Origin of the sequence: Synechococcus sp. R5-13 (assembly GCF_047462015.1) — a bacterium.
Classification (GTDB): domain Bacteria; phylum Cyanobacteriota; class Cyanobacteriia; order Thermostichales; family Thermostichaceae; genus Thermostichus.
The window spans coordinates 17964-38045 of record NZ_JANSIL010000093.1 but is presented as its reverse complement, the minus strand read 5'-3'; the positions used below and the strand labels follow the sequence as shown (position 1 = coordinate 38045).

The following is a 20082-nucleotide window of genomic DNA, read 5'->3' as shown; positions in this document are numbered from 1 at the left end:
CCACCCCGACTCCAGCACCAACACCCACTCCGACACCGACGCTTACCCCTATCCCTCGATTCACCCCGCTTGTCCCTCGTACTCCTACCCCCACCCCGCCTCCACCTCCTACTCCCACTGCCACACCTGCCCCAGCAACGCCAACACCTGCGGCAGAGCTGGCCCTCAGCGGCGAGTGGCTTTACGAGGGAGGATCTTTTATCTGGCAGGGATCCCTGTGCAAGGTCAATGTTGCGGCTGGCGTCCAGGAAACCGTCTCCATTCGTCAGGAGGGCAACCAGATCAGCGTTTCCTCCCCCAGCTTTTCCGAACGCAGCGGCCAGCTCATCGGCAACCAACTTTCTGTCAGCGGTAAGGCAGCGGGTAGTGGCACCCCAACCATCACTTGGAGCGGCACTGTCAGCGCTGACGGGCGCTCGATTCGAGGAACGGCTACCTGTGGTAGCGCCAGCTTCGCCATTAGGCTCACACGGCAGAGCTAAATACCTACGCCTCCTCCCCGATCACCGCCACCGCCGTTTTCTCCATCCTCCGGTTTCTGTTGCCGTTGAGGCGGTGGAGGAGGAGCAGCAAAGCTTTCGCTCACAACTTCGATGGTGTAAGGGCCTCGCCCAGGGCTGCCCGGCCCAGCGGCTGGAGAGGCATTTTGCGCCCAGTAGCTTTGCACCTGGAGCAAGTAGCAGCGGTTTTGCCGCACGGGGATGGTTAGCTGAGAGGTGGTAAAGTTGCCAGGGGCAGCATCATCATTTACAAAAACGTCAGGATCGAATCTCCGGTTGCTATCAAAGCTGCCGATAGCCAACAGCGGATCAAAAACCTGGCTGGTCAGCCGGATCGTAACCCCCGTAACGTTGGCTGCAGAGGGAAAGTAAAGAAACGCATCTGAATAAAAGGTAAACGTGCCGGGAGGGGGTGGGAATTCCCGGGCATTTCGAAAATTGCCCTCCTCATCAAAATAAAACTCCAAAAGGCTATTCGGCCCCAAGGTTCCACTGCGCCTATCCCCCTGTCGGCGGAGGCCAATCGAAGCGAAAAAGTCTGGGCTGAAGGCTTGTTCGCAGACGTTCACTAGAGGCGGTATTGTACTCCCTCCACTTCCTCCACAACCTGCCAAAACCGCAGCCGAGGCCAAAAGGCCCAAGAACAGCCTCTGCAGGGATCCCTGCGGAGCTCTAGAAGCATTCGATGCTAGCCCTGGCATAAGCACTCCTCCGGACACCGGATGTCAATGTTCCTCTAGATTACGATGCTCTGAGCAATTCTCAGCAAAATGCAGATCACTGACAGGATTTTCCCACGTTTAGGCTTGCACCGGCCTGGGGGGGCTGTTCCGCTGTTGACCTCGAGAAGGGAGCTTCAAGGGCGTAGTGGGGCCGTTGAGCCAATTTTGTCCTCAGGAAGGGATCCAGAGCAAAACCCTTTTTCGCAGTGGGCTAACCACTACTGGCGTCGGGCTTCCTGGTGAGGAAGAAATGGGCCAGGGCTGCCACACATTCTCGATCTTCGAAGAGTAGGTGGCATCGCTGCCGAACCTCCTCAGCCATGTGGTAGCGAAACTCAGAATCGGATCCCAGTTTTACGGCCAAATCCTCATAGCTTTTCAGATCCGAGGCAATTAAGCTGTCCAGCTCCATTCTTTTGAGAATGGCATAGGTATGCCGCCCCCGCATCAGCTTTCCAGGGCAAGTGATTACAGGTAACCCAATCGCAACGGCTTCTAGGGTGGTGATCCCACCTGACCAGCCGTAGGAATCCAACATGAGATCCGCACAGCGGTTGAGATCCAAGTAGTCTTGATGGTCTAATCCGGGCAGGATCAGGCAGTGGTCTTCTACATTGAGGCCATACAAAGAAAAAGCCCGGGTGAGCCGTTCCCGAAATTGTCGGGCAATAGCAGCATTGGGTAGAGCCAAAAAAACAAATTGAGCGTTGGGCACTCGCTGAGCAATAGCGGCAAAAAGATAGTCATATTGGGGCAGATATTTACCCAAGTATTGACAAGCTAGGTAAACCACTGCGTTTCTGCGCAGGCCGAAATCCTCTCGATAGCGCTTTTGCTGAGGCAAAACCGGCTTTTCGAAGCAAGTGCCCAAATGAGGTAAACGAATCAGGGTTTCACTATAATGTTCTTGAGCATCCTCTGGCTCCATTAAATCGCTGGAGAGGAAATAGTCAATCGTAGAAAGTCCAGAAGTTATAGGATGAGCCCAAGTGGAGCACTGTATCGGTGCCAGTCGCAGGGAAGCCAGTTGCAGAATAAGAGGTGAAAGACCAATCTCCAAATACACCAAAATATCTAGCTGATCCTGCAGGATTTGTCGGGCTGCATCCTCAAGTCCGGTGGGAATGTGTCGAAACACATCGGCATATTGACGATACCGGTCTGTCATGAAATCGGTTCTGGGATCCAAGTGATAAGCGAAAACTTGAAACTTCCGCTCAAAGTTAGCCTGTCCATCAATCCAATTGGCATTTAGGTACTTAACCCAACCCAGAGATAAGCGGCTGTAAGAGCAAGCTCGCATGGAAGCTGAGGCAAACCCAACTCGGAGGGGATCCCCTGGTTGGGATTGGCAAGGAAGATATCTCCACTGGGAATAGCAAGCGTTGACTATACGTTGAACAAACTGGGCATATTTTTTCTGCAAATCCAGGTCGTTGTAGCCTTGGTACTGTAGGTAGTGATTGGTTCCCAGTCCTGATGCCCACAGCGCTGTGCGACGTTGCTCCTCTGTTTCTAGGGGAGTTTCCTCAATAAGACAATCCAGATGCTCGATAAAGCGAGCACGAAAGGAGTTGAGTTCTTCCTCGCTCCGATAGACTGCTGGCAGATACAGATGATAAAACCAACGAGCCTGTTCTAACTGGGGATCCAAAGCCAATGCTTTCTCCAGGTGATCCAAGGCAACAGCGTGTTCTCCTTGATCTCGGCAGGCGATGGCCAGATTCAGATGCACCTCTTCCAAAGGGATCCCTGCTGCTCGATCCGAGTTTACCAACAGGGAATTGAGCAGGGGGATCGCCTCTTCGCAGCGACGTAAGTTAACGAGGATCTTGCCAGCTTGAAAGGCGGAAAGAGTGGCATCGGGATTGAGGTTTAAGCTCTGCCGGTAGCAGGATAAGGCTTTCTCCCATTGGCCCGAAGACTCGTAGACCACGCCTAAGTTGTGATGATAAAGAGCTACGCAAGGATTTAACTCAATAGCCTCGGCAATTAGCGCAGCTGCCCATTCCAAATCCCCCTTGGTCTGGGCCACCGTTCCCAGCAGGTGCAAAGCGTCGGCTTGCTCAGGAAACTCCGCCAAGATCTCGGAGTAAATGGCTTCTGCTTGTCGCAAATCTCCTGCTTGCTGGGCTTGGATCCCGGCTAGAAGTTTGTTTGTAAGTATCCAGTCTGACATCTACTACAAGATGGCTAGAAATTCTCCTGACTTGTCTGCCCAGTATAGTTTTTTCCAGTTATAGTCAGTTCAGTTAGGGATAAGATGACTTTACAGGCAAGATAACATGCAGGTAGACCTAAAGAGGAAGCTTAGATCTGAGAGAGAGTCGTATTTGTTCCGCTCCGTGGCTCATTTTTTTACTTTGTTCAGCTACTTTACCTAAACGTAAGCTCTGCTCAGGTAACAGAGACAGCCGTAGTTACCTTGAGAAATCTCCCCCTGCCAGAGGAGATGAGAGGGATCCAACATCTGGTCAATCTGCTTGCGGTCTTGCTCAGAAGTAAACTCCACGTAAATCACCTTGATGTCTTTGAGCTGCTCTTGCAAGCTGGTCAACACCTCCACCTCATCTCCACCTGTAGCCACCCTGAGCACATCGATGGGCTCCAAACCCAACTCCTTGAGGGCTGCCCTGGCTTCCCGGAAAGGGAGCAGCTGCTCCACTCCCCACTCGGCCTGAGGATCCTCCGGCCAGAGGCGACAGGTTCTGCAACTATCCTGCCCCGCCAGCCCCACCGGATGCACAAAGCAGTTCTCCAAAGTCAAAGCATTCTGCTGCAGTAGGTGCAAGGCCAAAGGGTTCGTCTCGAAACAATGAATGGCCGCCTCAGGGTGAAAAGTCCTGAAACAAGCGCTGGCCACACCTACCCCGGCCCTCACATCCACGACAACCCTGACATCAGAAAGAACAGAAACAGCAGGCTGATAGACTCGACTAAGTCTGGCCACCGTTCCTTCGTACTCGACGCCTTCGTACCCCCACAGCCAAGCTGACGGAACGGAGCTGCGGCCTTGGACTAAGTCAATGAGAAAAGTTTCTGTTATGTTTCCCGCATTGGCAAAGAGGAGCTGGGTGTCTTCTCCCAGGATGAAAGCAAAGCTGGTTCTCAAAGGCCGCCCCAGCCGCTGCAAGTCTCCCACCGTGCACACCACCGCATCAAAACTAGGCCAACTGGCTGGCTCCCCCCTCACCTCATGAACTCGCTCGGGCACTCCAACCTGCTGCAGCAGGGCACACGGATCCCCAAACCCCTCTTCCACATACAGCTCCAGCCGCGGCAGGTCCAGCAAGTCCGCGGCTATCACCCCAGGACAGCCTCGGCCAACAAATACCCTCAGTCACCCTCAGTCGCTCCTGCACGCGATGCAGCTCTTGAATGGGCTCGTAGATTCCTAGTCGTGTGTCTATCCAGGCAGAGCTGGCCGTGCTGACAAAGTAGCGCACATCAGAGCGGGGCGAGTAACGAAAGGGCTCCGGCAGCTCTCCCCCAAACACCCAGTCCAGCAGGTTCTGAATGCGGTGGCGGGGATGCCAGTGTTGGTCGAAAGTGTGATAAGCGCGGCGGGCAATTTGAATGGCCTCCTGGGGATGGTCTAGGTAGTAGCGGATTTTCTCCAGGAGTTGGGCTTCGGAGTTGTAGGTGTCGCAGTAGGTGCCGGGCGCCAAAAGTTCGTCCAATCCTGAGGCGAAGGAGAGCTGGTCAGTAAGCAGAAAGCCCCCCGCGGAAATCACTTCCAAGTTCCTTAAGTTCAGATCCCCATTTTAGCTGCAGTTAAAGGAAATCAGAGAATGGGCAAACCATTTGGCTGCCTCTTGGCGGTTGGCTGTTTTGATGAGGATGGGCAAATCTGCATTCTTTATGGCTTGAACCAGCCGGCAACGCCTGGGATGGCGGGATCCCTGTTGGCCGATAAAGACCACTTGATTTTCTCTATCTTCCACCCAATCGTGGGTAACAGTGCGCATGGAGATAAGAGGCAACCAGGCAAGATTCTCAGCGCCTGCTGCGGCAAACCAGTGCAAATGCTGGAAGTTATAGGCAGTAGCGACGTAATCAAAGCCTTCAGTAGCCCAGTAGGCCAAGAGATGGTTGATGGGAAACTCCCAGTGGTGGGTGTCTCCAGCTAGCAAGAGTGTGGGGCATTTAAACTTCCTTGTATTTAGGGGATTACTCTGGTCAAAGCTGGAAGTCCAAACAATAACTAGGTCAAACTCCTTATTTGTAATTTGCTCAGACTGCTGCACAAAGTCATAGAGGTCATAGTCTCCCTCTGGGCACTCCACCAATTCCTTAGAGAGATTGACAAAGTTTAGTCCAAAGCCCTTGGCTCTCCTCTTGGGGCAAAGACTGACCTGCCGATCTGAAAGCTGCGGGGGCGGGATATAGTCTGGCGGAGTTGGCCAATTGAGGAGAATTCGCGGAGCATTGGCCTTGATGTCTTGCATTTCTCGACTCCCCAAGTTGAGCGGCAGGTTCTTCTAGCTCCTACAGGCTACTAGGATTGGACACAACAACAAGGGATCTCTGTTGCCCTGGAAAACGATAAGCCGAGCATAGGTTATAAGCAACCCCATGGATCCCTGTCTGCAAGAGCCGAATCCAGTTTACCTGCCTGGATGGCCCCTACCCAAGACGAGCTCTCCTACGACAATGGCATACCCATGGAAAGCTGGCGGCACACATGCCAGATGGACTTGCTCATCTCCACCACCCATGCCGAGCGAGGTTTTGAGGCTGTACCCAGCGAAGTGGGAGGGTAGGAGGCCACCTGGATTCTGTGGGCCACTGCCGCTGGGGAACTGATGCCTGCCAAGGCTGAACTGGAGCAGCAAAGGGCTGAGCGCCTGGCCTAAAAGTTGTGAGAACTGGGGGTGGATCCGGGTACATTAAGCTAGAGCAGACGTCAGGGATCCCTCTCCATGCAGCGCCAAGACCTCGCACAGGATCTTGCCTTAGAACTGGAGCAAACCCAGAGTCTCACCCAGCTATTGGACTGGGCCTTAGCTCGTCTCCCTGCCCAACAGATCTTCTGCCAGATTGGCTGGGAAGAGTCCGCAGCTATTCTGCAGGCAATGCTTCGCTATACTGAAAAGCTGGCGGTGATTCTGCGGGATCCTCTGCAGAACTCATCCGAAAAGCCAATTAGCACGGAAGATATCCAAACTCAAATTTCTCAATTGGGATTAGAAGAACGGGTTCTACTTTTGGAAGGTTCTGTTCCTGCCCTTCTAGCAGATCTATGGCACTGGTTCCCAGAGACCCAGATTGGCGTTTGCTTCCAGACTGAGCTCACCGATTATCGCACCCATCTACTTCGATCGTTGCTACTGCGGAATTACTTGGCTGACTTAGCCCTATACTTAGTTAACCATTGCCGCTACGGAGCCATAGCCCAAGCCAACCTAGATTTGATGGGGGTGGATCCCAGTTTTCACCTGCAGAAGATTTTGCCCAATCTAGGCCAAGGGATCCATCTCCTCACTTGGGATCCCCAGCACAAGGTCTTAACCGAACAGGATCTTGCTTATATCCAAACAATCGGCCCTGGATCACTACTGTCTGCTAACCCGGTATCCCTCACCTTTGCTCAGCCGGATCCTTCAGAACCCACCCGGTTTTACCCCTGTAAATACATCAAGCTGGACAACTTCCTGCCTCAAGAGATCAACCAAGCCATTCTCCAGCATGCAATTACCCACCAGGACAAGTTTGTTCCTTCCAGAAGCTATAGTAAAAACAACACCGAGGCCGAGTCACTAAAATTTCGTCGCTCCCTGCGGCTGGACTTTGCCCACTTTCAGGAGTATGGAGCCCTGCTGCGGGAAAAAATTGCGGCTGTTGCTCCCCAGATTTTCGCTGAGCTAGGCATCGAGAACTTCGACATTCAAATCTTTGAGATGGAGATGATTGCCAGCTATGATAGTTGTTATTTCGTCCCCCACATCGATAATTCCTACCTGCAAACAGCCTTCCGTCAGGTGAGCTGCGTGTACTACTTCCACAAAGAGCCAAAGCCTTACCGAGGAGGTGAGCTGCGCATCTACGACACCCAAAGACGAAAGCCCCATCCGCCAATTCTCTATGGAGCCTACGATGAGGTGATCCCGACCAACAATAGCATCGTCTTCTTCCTCAGCAGTTGTTTGCACGAGATCCTGCCGGTATTTAGTCATAGTCAAGCCTTTGCCGATAGTCGCTTTACCGTCAATACTTGGCTAGGATCCAAGCAATTTACCTAAAAGGCTTGCAGCTCCACTATGGCCAGAGTCTGTATTGTGACCACCGTTCGGGATCCAGGGGTGTGCTTGGAGTCGTTCATTCGCTATCACCTTGCTCTCGGAATCGCCCATATCTATATCTTCTTTGACGATCCGGAGGATCTCGCTGTTCAGGTAGCACTTAAGTTTTCCAATGTAACGGCTATTCCCAACGATGAAGCTTTGCAAGTCCAACAAGCACTGGGAAATGTTCTCTACCCAAAGTATGGCCCTCATGCTGGCTATGAGGTCATGGCTCGCCAGATTCTTAATGTAGAAACCGCCATACAACTCGCTCTTGAGCAAGGTATGGATTGGATTATTCATATTGATGGGGATGAGCTCTTCTATCTCGGCGAGGCGCTTACTTTAGACTGGTTTGACCAACTAGATAACGATATACTGCAAGTTCACTTCTTAAACTACGAGGCAGCTCCTGAAGCGTTTGAGATCGAAGACTACTTCCGCGAGGTCACTTTATTTAAGAAAAACCCTGCTATTTTGGATCCCGGATTCTATGCTGAGTTTCAGAGCATCTCCGGTAAGAGCCAATACTTTTTGGCTTATCAAAATGGAAAGTCAGCAGCTCGGATCCATCTCACTCTTTTGCCCAATAGCGTACACAGCTTTGATATTCCAGAAGATCATACCTTAGTAACATCATCCCCTTCTATTTTGCACTACTTAAACTGCGGATTTCAGAACTACTACAAAAAATACGCCCAACTGGGAAACTTTCCTGACTATTGGTGGCGCTCAAAATCTAATCCCATTCGAGTTCCCTTTCATCTGCTCTCAAGAGATGCCTACTGCTTAGGAAATACAAACGAGCTGGTAGACATTTATCAAAAGTTTATACTTTATGACGATTTCACAATCAACCAAAACCTCACAGAGAAGGGGATCCTCACTCGCATTCACTATCCTTCACAGTTGCTAGCGACTGTATCCACTCTGTCCAGTTGACCTATGGCTTAATCTACTCGTCCTGAGTGCAAAAATGCTGGCCCAAGAGAAAGTCCAAGAAAAGATCTCTTCCCTCACCAGCGAGCAACTAGCAGAGATCATGCTCTCTGCACAGGGGCTGCTCAGCAATGAACTCGAAGCGAGTAGCAATCCTTGCCCAAAGACTGCGAAACTGGGGGTGGATCCGGGTACATTAGAACGAGTAGTTTTGGGCACTAGGAATGAACTTCTCAACCTTGACTAGGTGAGAAGTCAAGCGGTCAGTAATGATACTTTCTACGATGGTCACACTTCCAAAAGAAATCCCTCTGCCTGTGCCGGCTTTATGCGTCTCCAGGCTTCTTGATAGCTGTAGTATTTGAGAGCGTTTCTGTTGATCAGTTTAAGGTTTGGTTGATCGACCTCCATCCCTGAACTTCCCAAAGCAGTTTAAAGTTTCCCCTTAATCCGCCCACATCCTGGGTCGAGGTTGTCTGGAGAGGCAATAACTCAAGCCCGCCAACCGCTAGATCATCTTGCGTCAAAACTACAGAGCTGGGAATCTCTCCCGACATCATAGAACACTAAAAAAGCTCCCCGGTATGGGGAGCCAAATAGATGACCAAGTCATATAAAGTTAGCCAAGCAGGCCGCAGAAGCGATCTGCAACAAGGTATTGACTAGTCATCAAACACGTTGCAGGAGCGACCCACAAAGTATGGACTGTTCTGCTGAACTTCGGTGGCTTGATCCCCAAGACCAATCTCACACTTAATAGGGTTGTTGCCAAGGTTGACGTAGGCAGGCCCTTTACCAGTGTCAGCCTCCGTTGTGATCCTCACACCCGTCTGGCTTCCAGGTTCTTCCGTAAACACAGGCTCTTTGTAGATAGGGGTAATTGCAACCCACGGGTCATTCAGGAACTTGTCACCCTTTACCCCGCAGTAGTCAGGTATAGCCCTGTCAGTTCTATTGCATTGGTTGGGGTCGATGTTTTCCCAGTCAGGGTAGACACTCGTGTCAAGGCGGTAAGCCTCGGAAGCACGGGAGACAGCCGTCAAGGCTGTTTGACCCTCAGCAGCGCGTGAACGACGGACTTGGTTCAAGAACTGCGGAATAGCGATCGCAGACAGCACGCCCACGATCACAATCACCACCAACAGCTCGATCAGAGTAAAGCCCTTGGCTTTAGAGAGGATTTGCTGAGCCAGTTTGGCCCGCAACAGAGACTGACGAGATTTTGCGCTCATGGGTACTTGATCCTTTGACAAACTGGAGAGTTAACTGTGCAGCTCACCTGCCAGTGCTAACTTACCCCGCTTGAGGGCGATTCATAACAGTCTGCCCCTGAGCACAATTGCGGATCTTTACGGGGTGGGCCTGAAAAGAGTCAGTAGTTTAGCCAAGTCGGTCTCAGCGTGGCAGATTAAGACCAGTGCTCTCCCTTCGACCCATGAACCCTGCGCTGCAAGCCCGGATCCTAAAAGCCAAGCAACTGTTTCAGCAGTCTCCCGATGCCTTTGCAGAATGGCTGGCCGCCCTGTACTCAGAGCAAGATGCAGATGCTTGGCGAGAGTTTTTGTGGGGCTTCTTTGACCTTTCCCCACCCCTGCAGTTGGATGGAGGGGCTTCCCCGTCTGACCCAGTAGCGATCACCCTTTTGGCGCTGGAGCAAGTTTTGATTTCCAACCGTCTAAGCCTCGCCTACCAATCCTACACGCCCCTGGTAAAGGCAAGGATCCTGCCCCGCGAGAAGGTCTTGGAGCTATTACTATCCCTCGCAGGCCGTCTGGAAAATAGCCGCATGCAGGATCCACAGCAGGGACTCCAGGTCTGCCTAAAGCTACGGGAGATGGCCTTCGAGCTGGAACCAAGTCGGCGGGATAATACTCAGATTTTGCTGTTCCAGGCTTTGCAAGCTCAAGACGAGCTGGCCGTAGGCTTTTACGGGCAGGCTTTGCTAGAGAGCCTGGCCAGTCTGGAAGACGACGAGACCTTGGACATCACCCAAGAGCCACTCCTGACCCAGTTGCTCACCCGACTCTGGGATGACGGCTACTTGGATTTGTTTTTTGAGCTGGCCACAGCCTTACAAGCTCATCTGCCGGGGAGTCAAAAATCAGGATTTGCTGCTTTGCTAGCCCAACTGGCTCATGCGGCAGATCCCGAGCAGGCGGGGCGCTATGAAGGTTTGTGGACGATAGAGAACCTGGTCGACGACTTCTTCCAAAAAGTAGCTTTTGCTCTTTTCGAGCACTCTACCAGCGATGGCTATTCCACCTTGGGGGAAGCTCTTCTCACAGCAGCCGAGAGCCCCCAGGTGCAAGAGAACTTTACCCTACGCCTAGCTCTTCTAGCAGAATCTTTAGGAAAGCTGATCTACGCCGCCCGATCCGAACGTGTAAACTTTGCTATCCAGAAGATCATGGATCTTCTTTCATCGACATTGATTGACTTGAATTCTCTAGAAGTAAGTGACGAAAATCTTCCTGAGAGCTTGACTGCGGCTAAGGTTGTTCTCTTCCGGGTTTGCGTTTGTTGGGGCTACCTAACTGATGATCGATCCCTAATTCGTTATTACCAGCAGCTTGCCGGTAGGATCTTTAGTGATTGTCTAAGCCTAATGGCTTCCCAGCGAGATTTTCTCTGGTCAGAGTATTGGCAGAAGAACCAGAAAGCCTATCAAAGAGCTAACCCAAGCAGTCGCAAACTGCGAGTCGGCTTTCTTGGCAAATGCTTCCAACGACACTCAGTAGGCTTTCTCAGCGAAGCCATTTTGCGAAACTTATCTCGTGAACTGTTAGATGTTGCTTACTACTGCTACCAAGGCCGAGAGAATGAAGAAGTGGCTAGCTATGACAACATGTATCAAAAGTTTCGCTCACATCAAAACCTTTACTTCCGCTTCTTTACTGAAGAAGTTAAACCTCCCCAGGTGGCTGCAAAAGCTCGTGAGGATCGCATCGATATTATGGTTTTCATGGACTCCATTACCAGTCAGGATGCCAACGTTATAGCGGCTTTGCGAACTGCCCCTATACAGATTGGTTGGCTGGGAGGAGATGCTGTTGGTCTGCCGGAGTTTGATTACTTCTTTGCCGACCCCTATATTCTTCCCGGAGATGCTCAGGCCGATTACCATGAGAAAATTATCCGTTTGCCTAGCTACTGCGCTGTCGAGCATCTGGACGTTATCCCTGCCGATGAGATAAACTTCGAAACCGAGCTTAGAATAAGCACGCGAGACGTCGTCTTTCTTACTGCGGCCAGCTCCTATAAGCGCACTGACGATTCTATCAATGCTCACTTGCAAATTCTAAAGGCTGTTCCCAATGGAGTCCTCATTGTCAAAGGCGCAGGGGAAATTGCTACGATTATCAGACACTATCAAGAAAGAGCTAAAGAATTAGGTGTTTTAGATCGCGTCCGGTTCCTGGCTAGAACCAGAAGAGCAGAAGAGCATCGCGGCCAACTGGCTCTGGTGGATCTGGTTTTAGATACCTTCCCCTACACAGGCGCAACCCACACTATGGAAGCTCTCTACATGGGCGTGCCAGTTCTCACCTTGGTAGGTCGCCATTACTACGGCCGCATGAGCTACAGTCTGCTCAAAAATATTGGTCTTGAAGACTGCATTACTTGGTCGGTAGAAGAGTTTATCCAGCGCGGGATCCAACTGGGTAATGATCCAGAGTGGATTAATCGGATCAAAAGGCAAATCAAGGATTCTCGCCGTTGGTCGGTGATTTGGGATCCAAGAGAACATGCCCGCAGCATGGAAGCTGCTTTCTTCCACATTCTCGAAGGTAAATCCCACGAAACTTATACGTTTCACCCCAACGACTTGTACTCAACTCCAGATGAATGGAATCAAGCTGGGATCCAGCTCATTCGATCCCTAAGTGCTGATGCTTCGGTTTCAACGCACCAATCCGCTTGGGAAGAAGCGCTGTCTTTGTGGCGAAGGGGCTTGGCAAGGGATCCCTATCATGTTCCGTGTTGGCTAAACCGAATCCATGCCCTATTGGTATTGGGCGATCGCTCTCGCGCTTTTGAAGATGCCTACGCTCTCCTAGAATTTCTATGCACGGAAGCACAAAGTATGCAACCTTCTCAGTTGACAGATGTTCCTATCTGGGTTGAAAGCGAAGGTTCTGCGGATCCGGGTGCTTATACAAAATACAGTTACCTATACTATCTAGCCAAGTGGATGGCTGCTCACGTTGGGGTCGTGTACAGCCCAGAAGCCATGCGATTTTGGAACCTAACTTATTCGATAGATCCAGATGATGAACAAGCAGCTCTGGCGGTAGCGATTGAGCTTCTCTCGCAGAAAAAGATAGAAGGGCTAATACCAGTCAACCACATACTTGGCCTTGACCCAACCCATCAACAAGCAAGTCTGGTCAAGCAAATTGCAATGTGGGAGGTTGTACCTCAAGTGAAAACAGCTTCTTCCCCTGCGCAGCCCGATCTTTACTTTGACTACGAAAATTGCAAGTTATTCCTCGAACCTTCGTTTTCAAGTATCGTCACCCGCGTCTTACTTGCTCAAGGAGAATGGTTTGAGGATGAGATTAGCTTCTGCAAGCACTTTTTAAGACAAGGGATGAATGTAATCGACGTAGGGGCAAATGTTGGGGTATACACTTTCCTTGCTGCGCATCGAGTAGGTCCTACAGGAAGCGTGATTGCAATTGAACCTACAGCTTCCTGTGTTCGGTGTATGCAAAAAACAATAAGTGCTAGCTCCTTAGAAGATGTTGTCTTCCTTATCGAAGCTGCCGCTGGGGATCATGAAGGCACTATTCAGCTAAGGGAAGAAAGAGCTAGTGTCTTCAATTCTGTCGATGATCCGAAGCAGATGTCAGAACGGGAACCAAACGATGATGGAAAAATTGTGAACCTTGTTACCTTGGACTCCGTCTGGCGCTCGAGAGGTGAACCCCAGATTGATCTCATCAAGATTGATGCAGAAGGTGCAGAAGAGCAGGTTGTCTCCGGTGGGCTAGAATTACTTGCCGCCGGCCACCCTATCATTATTTTCGAGAACAGACATGTCTCCAAGGTTACCGGAACTGCTACAGCTAAAATACTGGAGCCTTTAGGCTATGAGTTTTATACGTACAATCGTTTCCTGAATAAGCTAACTAGGGTCAGACCTCAGCAATACCCAGTTTCTGCTCTAAACATTATTGCGATTCATCCTTCAGATCTGGAAAAAGTTGCAGACATGATATCGGTTTAGAAAGTTGGATCCGAATTTTGCTCTTTTGCTTGTGTTGAGCAAGGAGCTTTCCAGGGCTGGGTGGTTTCTGTTGTACGAGCAAGTCATTCAACTTTTCTGGGGAACAGAGCTTGCAGTGGGGGTGGGCAATCGTAAGTAGACAGCTCATGCCAAGAAGTCCAACTGACGTTAGACACTGCAGGCGCCGCGAGCAAGCCAATTTGAGCAAATTCAACTAACCGGAAGAGCGTAGCAACTGCATCAGCTGCTGGGGCGTCATCTGCTCGTAGGGCTCAAAGGGCTGGTGGATCCAAGGGTTATCCGGCAAATAGTCCACATAGTAGTCGGGTTGATAGACGGAGGCGGCCTTGTACCACAGTACGCCGGTGCGGATCTCCTCGATGTAGAAGCCATAGTGGTGCTTGAGCCAATGGACAGAGCGCTTTAGGGTCATGCCGGAGTCTGCCAGATCGTCCACCAACAGCACGTGGCTGCCCAGGTTGGCGGTGGTCATGGCTAGATCCCGCGAGAAGGTCAGTTGCCCCCGCTGGCGGTTACCGGGCCCAGAGTAGGAAGAGGCTGAGAGAATAGCCAGGGGCAGGTCGAAAAGACGGGCCAAGGTATCGCCGATGCGCAGCCCCCCCTTGGCAATACAGACGATTTGGTTAAATTCCCACCCGCTTTCGTAGACTTTGACGGCCAACTCCTCGATTTTGCGGTGGTAGTCGGCCCAGGTAATGGAAATTTCGTGCAAGGGATCCCCCTCTACCCATCTAGAGTGCTCAGTTTAATAATGACGCTTCTCCCCTCGACTAGGGACTAGCTTTCTTTCAGAGGGATCACCTTCACCCAATGGGCATAGGCCGGATCCCGATTTTCGGTAATTGCCGTCAGCTTCTGCCGCAACTGCTCGGTGATGGGGCGGGAGGGGGGCAGGACGTACTGCTCGATCTGGCGAATGGGGGTGATCTTGGCAGCAGTGCCGGTTAAAAAGGCCTCGTCAGCAATCAATAGCTCCGATTTGTCAACGGGCCGTTCTTGGGTAGGGATCCCCAGGTCGCGGGCCAGAGTGAGGACGCTGTCGCGGGTGATCCCTTCCAAGATATCTTGGTCGAAGCTGGGGGTAATCAGCACGCCATTGCGCACGATGAAGATGTTCATGCCCGAGGCTTCGCTCACTTTGCCCTGGGAGTTCATCAAAATGGCCTCGTCATAGCCAGCCTGCGCCGCCTCGGTTTTGGCCAAAGAGGAAGTGATGTAGGCGCCGGTGATCTTGCCCCGCAATGGTAGGCTGCGATCCTCTTGCCGGGCCCAAGAGCTGATGCGGCAACTGACTCCCTCTGGCGAGAGGTAGTCCCCCAGTTCCAAGCCGTACACGAAAAAGTCTTTCTCAATGTTGTGCAGCCGCGGCGAGATGCCTAGGTCGGAGGTGTACACCAAGGGGCGGATGTAGAAAGATGTGGAGGGACGGTTTTTTCGGATCAGCTCGACGATCACCTGCTCAATCCGTTCAGCAGGGAGATCAAAACAGAGCAGGCGGGCGCTTTGACTCAGTCGTCGGCAATGGCGATCCAGACGGAACACCAGAACTTGATCCGGGTTTTGCGGATCAGGGATCCCGCGTAGGCCGCCGAACGCCGCTGTCCCGTAGTGCAGAGCATGGGTGGCAATGGAGATCTTCGCCTCAGCAAAGGGGACAATCTGGCCCTGAAAGTAGGCGTAGGGCAGAAAATCTGGCATGGTCGGCACCCACCGGGGTAGGAATGAGAGGTAGGAATATTATCACCGATTCGTGCAGTGCCGGGAGCTCCAACGTCAGCATGACTTCCCTGCCTGTAGTAGCAGCACGCGGGATAGGCGTAGAGGTATTCCTCCCCCGCAGCAGCGTTGTTTAGCCAGTCAGTTTCCGAGAGGGTTGGATTGGAGAAGCAAACAGTTCGTAGCTGAAGAGGGGCCGAGCAGCTACACCCTATGACGCAAAGGGGGTGAACTCCTTGTGAAGGCAGCAATGCTCCTTGTGGCAAGGCTTCTTGAGTCTCAGGGTGGTAGGGTAAGGAGGTGGTTGCTCAAGCAGCTGTAAATAAAGCCTGCAAAACTTTCGATTGCTGCCTTACTTTTGCTTGGCATTTTGTCCCCCGCTAGCCCGATGCTGTCGACGGGTGGGAGCCGGAGGGCTGCTTTTGCCCAATCTTTTGCTCTGGGTATCCCCATTGAGGAAGCCATTCGGATCGCTCGATCTGCCGTGCCCAATGCCGTGATTAAAGAAGTTGAGTTGGAGCGCGAAGATGGGCGCCTAGTTTGGGAAGTGAAATTTACCAACGATATTGAAGTCAAGATCGATGCCACTACCGGTGACATTGTCGATATCGACGACTAGCACCCAGGAGATGCCCCCTGCATAGGCGGGGGTGAGCGTTGCCGGAAAAGGCTGTAGCTGCTACTGCTTGATGAAAAAGTAGCGACCTTGAGAACTGCGAAAGCTGGGTTGTGCAAAGGTCAGGGATCCCTTTCCTTTTGGGCATGGGGAAAGCGTCTACACGGTAGCTGCCTGATGGCTGAAGCCGGTTCGACAGCTGGCTAGGGACAGGTGGTGGGGTCAGGCTGAGCTAGAATGCTGTCTATCCGTCTTGCTGCTCCCCCTGATGGACGACCCCCCTTTAGCCTCGGCGGCTACTTTCCCCAACACTGAGCTTTCGTGGGGAGATGCGTCGCTTAGTCTCCTTTGGGTCATCGGTCTTCTGGTCATCAACGCTTTCTTTGTCGCAGTCGAGTTTTCCTTGGTATCGGCGCGGCGCTCCCGGATGGTGCAGTTGGCCAGCGAAGGGAACCGGCAGGCAGCTCTTGTGCAAAAAGCCCAGGAACAACTGGAATATGCCCTCTCCACCACCCAGTTGGGCATTACTCTGGCCAGTGTATTGCTGGGCTGGATTGGAGCCACCCAAGTTTCGCCCACGCTGTTTTTGGCCTTGAGCCGCTTGGACTGGTTTCAGGGTGTGGATCCGGCCCTTATGCAGGGGGTGGCGGTGGTAGTGGTGTTTTCGCTGCTCACCTACTTTCAGATTGTGGTGGGGGAGCTGATCCCCAAGACTCTGGCCATCCTCTATTCCGAGCCGATTGCGCTGCAACTGGCCTGGCTCAATCGTTTGGTCAGCCGTATCCTAAGACCTTTTGTAGAGCTGCCCCGCTTTTCCTCTCGGTGTGTGCTGCGGCTTTTGGGAGTCCAGATTCCGGAGGCCAGCTCCTTTTACAGCACCATGACGGTGGAGGAGCTGCAACTGCTGATCGCCTCTTCGGTGGAGTCGGGCAACATCGAGGCGGAAGAGCGAGAGCTTTTGAGCAACATCTTCGAGTTCGGCGAGACGGTAGCTAGCGAGGTGATGATCCCGCGTACCAGCATCGACGCGGTGCCAGAAACTGCAACGGTGCAAGAGGTGCTGGCCGAGGTGGCCGAATCAGGACACTCCCGTTACCCGGTCTACGGCGAGTCTTTGGATGACATCCGCGGGCTGATCCACGTCAAGGAAGTCATTGGGGAGCTGGCCAAGGGATCCATCGACCTCCACAGCCCCATCACGCCTTTTATCCGCGAGGCCCACTTTGAGCCGGAGAACAAGCCGATTGCCGAACTGTTGCCCGAAATGAGGCAGCACCACTGGCCGATGGTGGTGGTGGTGGATGAGTTTGGCGGCACGGCGGGCCTGATTACCGTTCAAGACTTGGTGGAGGAGATCGTCGGCAAGCTCTCCGATGGCCCGGATCCCAACACCAAGGAGCCGGACATCCAAGAACTTGACGAAAATACCTTGCTCATCCAGGCTCAGCTAGATATTGAAGAGATCAACGAGCGCTGTGGCCTCAACCTGCCTCTGCACGAGGATTACCAAACGCTGGGGGGCTTTTTGATCTACCACATGCAGAAGATCCCACGTGCTGGGGAAAAGTTCACCTACCAAGAGATGGAGTTTCAGGTGGTGCGCATGGAGGGGCCACGGGTGGATCGGGTGAAGGTAGCCCGCCGCCCCGGCACCCCGGCAAACTCCATACCGCTGCTCCCCCCAGCGCAAACGGCAAAAACCCGTCCATAAACCTGCTGGAGAGGACTAGGCCGTTGCTTTGACCACCTTCAGGGTTTGTAGGCGCACATCCTCTGGGCCGTTGATAAAGCCGCCTGCCTCATGCACCAACAGCAGATAGTTCACCGCCTCTTGGGTCACCTCTTCTCCCGGTACCAAAATCGGGATCCCAGGTGGATAGGGGGAGATGATCTCGGCGCAGATATGGCCCACTGCTTCTTGGAAAGGCACCCGCTGAATGGGAGCAAAAAAAGCCTCCCGGGGTGATAGCCGTTGTGGTGGCAAGCAAGGACGGGGCAGTTGTGCCAGCCGCTGCGTTTTTTCCATTGCCGCTCTGGATGGGCGGGATCCCTGAAAATGTTGCGACAGGGCGGCGAAACTTTCCACCAGGCGGTCAATGTCTCGCTGGGTATTGCCGATGCTGACAATGAAGACCACATTGTGCAGGGTGGACATCTCCGGCTGCACGTGGAAGTGATCGTTAACCCAGTCGTGAGCGTCGAAGCCGAACAACCCCAGCTCTGTCACCGTTACCGTGAGACGGGTGCGGTCGAAATCGAAAAAACCAGGGGTGGAGCCGATACGCTCTGGGCCAAAACAGCGCAAGCCGGGGATGCGGTTGAGACGGGCGCGGGCTTGATCTGCCAAAGCCAAGGCTTGGCCCAGCAGGGCTTCTCCCTCCAGTGCCATCTGCCGCCGTGCCACATCCAGCGACATCATCAGCACATAGCTGGGACTGGTCGATTGCAGCAGTTGCAGAATGTTGCGCACCCGGTTGGGGTCGATACGGGATCCCTTGAGGTGCAGCATCGAGGCCTGGGTCATGCCGGAGATCACCTTGTGGGTGGACTGCACCACCAGATCCGCACCGGCTTCTAGGGCCGAGATGGGCAATTGCGGATGAAACCCAAAGTGGGGCCCGTGGGCCTCATCCACCAGCAGCGGCAGGCCGTGGGCATGGGCGATGGAGGCCAAAGCCTGCACATCGCAGCAGACCCCGTAGTAGGTGGGGCTGACTACCAAAACTCCCTTGGCATCGGGATGCTCCGCCAAGGCCCCCTCCAAACCGGCTGGGGTAATCCCGTGGGCAATGCCCAGCTCCGGGTCAAAATCCGGCTCGATATAGGCCGGCACCGCCCCAGAGAGGATCACCCCGGCAATGGCGGACTTGTGGCAGTTGCGCTGCAACAAGATCTTGTCGCCTGGATCGCACACGGCCATCACCAGTGTTTCCACGCCACAGGTGGAACCGTTGACCAAAAACCAACTGCGATCCGCTCCATAAGCTGCTGCCGCCAGCTCCTGGGCCTCTCGGATCACGCCATCGGGGTCGTGGAGGTTGTCCACCTCTGGCAGCTCGGTCAGATCTGCCCGGAAGACGTTCTCTCCCAAAAAGGTCCGCAAGTCGGCAGGGATCCCACGTCCCTGTTTGTGGCCTGGCGTGTGAAAAGGAGCCTTATCCAAGCTGCAATAGTGGCGGATGGCCTCAAATAGAGGTGCTCGCTCCTGGGCTTTGCGATCCAGCGAGCGCAAATGACGGGAGATTTTGGACAGATCGGACAGAACCACAGACCACTCCTCAACACACCAGGTGGACATTTCTGTGATTATCCATCCCAATGGAGGTTAAGTCCACCGCCGGCCCTTTTCCTGCTAGCCTGGGTTTTCAGGTTGCCTTTCTTCTTCTTCTGCAATCTTGCCTGCGATGTTCGAGAAATTGCCCTTCCCCGTCAGTACCCTCGTTTTGTTGGCCGGAGTTGCCGCCACGGCTTGGGGCTTTGCCCACTACAACGATCCTACCTTGAACTTGATCGGCCTCTTCGCCGGGATCCCCTTGCTGTTGGGAGGGATAACCATGAAGGTAGTGGAACTCAAGCCGGTACCTGCCCTGGCCGCCCCTTCTCTCGAGGTGATCCAAGCCCGCGCCCAGCAGGCCACGGAAATTCAAAAGCAAGTCCGCGCCGATATCACCAAATATAGCTACGGGGCTAATGCCCACCTGGAAGATGCCCTGGAGTTTCTGGGTCTGCGCGGCCCTCTGGAAGCAGATCTGCCCAAGGTGAGAGGGTACAGAGAAGAGCTGCGAGATGGCCGGTATACCTTGGTGCTTCTGTTCGATTCCCCCAAGGTTCCCTTTCAACAATGGCAGGAAAGCTACCAGAAAAAAATGCAAGGCTTCTTTGGCCGAGATGTGGAGGTGCAACTGGAGCAGCCCCAAGAAAATCAGGTGGAATTGGCGCTTATCGCCCGAACAGGATCCCTGACCACCTGAGCAAGGCTTAACCTTCCACCTCATCTGTCAGTTTCACGACTTTTTCACGGGTCGGCTCTTAGAATCAGAGCATCTCATAGGGA

At 53.0% G+C, this 20082-nt stretch carries 13 protein-coding genes and 2 pseudogenes; 8 read left to right on the top strand and 7 right to left on the bottom strand.

Annotated features, from left to right (window positions below; translation table 11 throughout):
* Window positions 1–482, top strand: a pseudogene (locus tag NW840_RS07825) (serine/threonine protein kinase); the annotation flags it as partial.
* On the opposite strand, the gene NW840_RS07820 reads toward NW840_RS07825, so the two are convergent.
* From NW840_RS07820 to NW840_RS07810, 3 genes and pseudogenes are all read right to left on the bottom strand, one after another.
* The gene (locus tag NW840_RS07820; RefSeq protein WP_414343501.1) at window positions 479–1201 is read right to left on the bottom strand and encodes a hypothetical protein; all 723 of its coding nucleotides are present in this window, start codon (window positions 1199–1201) and stop codon (window positions 479–481) included. The pseudogene NW840_RS07825 and the gene NW840_RS07820 sit on opposite strands and share 4 nt — an antisense overlap.
* A 232-nt stretch (window positions 1202–1433) precedes the next feature.
* Window positions 1434–3401 carry a tetratricopeptide repeat protein gene (locus NW840_RS07815; RefSeq protein WP_414343499.1) on the bottom strand — a complete coding sequence of 656 codons (1968 nt, stop codon included), beginning with the start codon at window positions 3399–3401 and terminating at the stop codon, window positions 1434–1436.
* A 201-nt stretch (window positions 3402–3602) separates the two neighbouring features.
* Window positions 3603–5670 (bottom strand): annotated as a pseudogene (locus tag NW840_RS07810) (glycosyltransferase).
* Between the two features lie 171 nt (window positions 5671–5841).
* On the opposite strand from NW840_RS07810, the gene NW840_RS07805 reads away from it, so the two are divergent.
* The 3 genes from NW840_RS07805 (at window position 5842) to NW840_RS07795 (ending at window position 8448) form a co-directional block, all read left to right on the top strand.
* Window positions 5842–5985 (top strand): hypothetical protein, encoded by a 144-nt coding sequence (locus NW840_RS07805; protein WP_011432125.1) that lies wholly within the window; start codon window positions 5842–5844, stop codon window positions 5983–5985.
* A 159-nt stretch (window positions 5986–6144) separates the two neighbouring features.
* Window positions 6145–7464, top strand: a complete 1320-nt coding sequence (locus tag NW840_RS07800; protein WP_414343496.1) for a 2OG-Fe(II) oxygenase — start codon at window positions 6145–6147, stop codon at window positions 7462–7464.
* Between the two features lie 60 nt (window positions 7465–7524).
* On the top strand, window positions 7525–8448 hold the full coding sequence (locus tag NW840_RS07795; protein ID WP_414343507.1) for a glycosyltransferase family 2 protein: 924 nt from the start codon (window positions 7525–7527) through the stop codon (window positions 8446–8448).
* Between the two features lie 659 nt (window positions 8449–9107).
* Here NW840_RS07795 and NW840_RS07790 read toward each other — a convergent pair.
* Window positions 9108–9677 carry a type IV pilin protein gene (locus NW840_RS07790; protein ID WP_414343494.1) on the bottom strand — a complete coding sequence of 190 codons (570 nt, stop codon included), beginning with the start codon at window positions 9675–9677 and terminating at the stop codon, window positions 9108–9110.
* 203 nt (window positions 9678–9880) lie between these two features.
* Between NW840_RS07790 and NW840_RS07785 the strand changes: the two genes are divergently transcribed.
* Window positions 9881–13675: an FkbM family methyltransferase gene (locus NW840_RS07785; protein WP_414343492.1), complete on the top strand. Its 3795-nt coding sequence runs from the start codon at window positions 9881–9883 to the stop codon at window positions 13673–13675.
* Window positions 13676–13889: 214 nt separating this feature from the next.
* Here the strand turns inward: NW840_RS07785 and NW840_RS07780 are convergent, their stop codons facing one another.
* Complete coding sequence (locus NW840_RS07780; protein WP_414329088.1) at window positions 13890–14408, bottom strand: phosphoribosyltransferase; 519 nt, start codon at window positions 14406–14408, stop codon at window positions 13890–13892.
* A 65-nt stretch (window positions 14409–14473) separates the two neighbouring features.
* The gene (locus NW840_RS07775; protein WP_414343490.1) at window positions 14474–15394 is read right to left on the bottom strand and encodes a branched-chain amino acid transaminase; all 921 of its coding nucleotides are present in this window, start codon (window positions 15392–15394) and stop codon (window positions 14474–14476) included.
* A 406-nt stretch (window positions 15395–15800) separates the two neighbouring features.
* On the opposite strand from NW840_RS07775, the gene NW840_RS07770 reads away from it, so the two are divergent.
* Complete coding sequence (locus NW840_RS07770; RefSeq protein ID WP_414343488.1) at window positions 15801–16031, top strand: PepSY domain-containing protein; 231 nt, start codon at window positions 15801–15803, stop codon at window positions 16029–16031.
* 265 nt (window positions 16032–16296) lie between these two features.
* Window positions 16297–17739: a hemolysin family protein gene (locus tag NW840_RS07765; protein WP_414343487.1), complete on the top strand. Its 1443-nt coding sequence runs from the start codon at window positions 16297–16299 to the stop codon at window positions 17737–17739.
* 15 nt (window positions 17740–17754) lie between these two features.
* Here NW840_RS07765 and NW840_RS07760 read toward each other — a convergent pair whose 3' ends face one another.
* Window positions 17755–19296, bottom strand: a complete 1542-nt coding sequence (locus NW840_RS07760; RefSeq protein WP_414343485.1) for an aminotransferase class I/II-fold pyridoxal phosphate-dependent enzyme — start codon at window positions 19294–19296, stop codon at window positions 17755–17757.
* 136 nt (window positions 19297–19432) lie between these two features.
* Between NW840_RS07760 and NW840_RS07755 the strand changes: the two genes are divergently transcribed.
* Window positions 19433–19999 carry a DUF2854 domain-containing protein gene (locus NW840_RS07755; RefSeq protein ID WP_414343483.1) on the top strand — a complete coding sequence of 189 codons (567 nt, stop codon included), beginning with the start codon at window positions 19433–19435 and terminating at the stop codon, window positions 19997–19999.
* Window positions 20000–20082 lie beyond the last annotated feature (83 nt).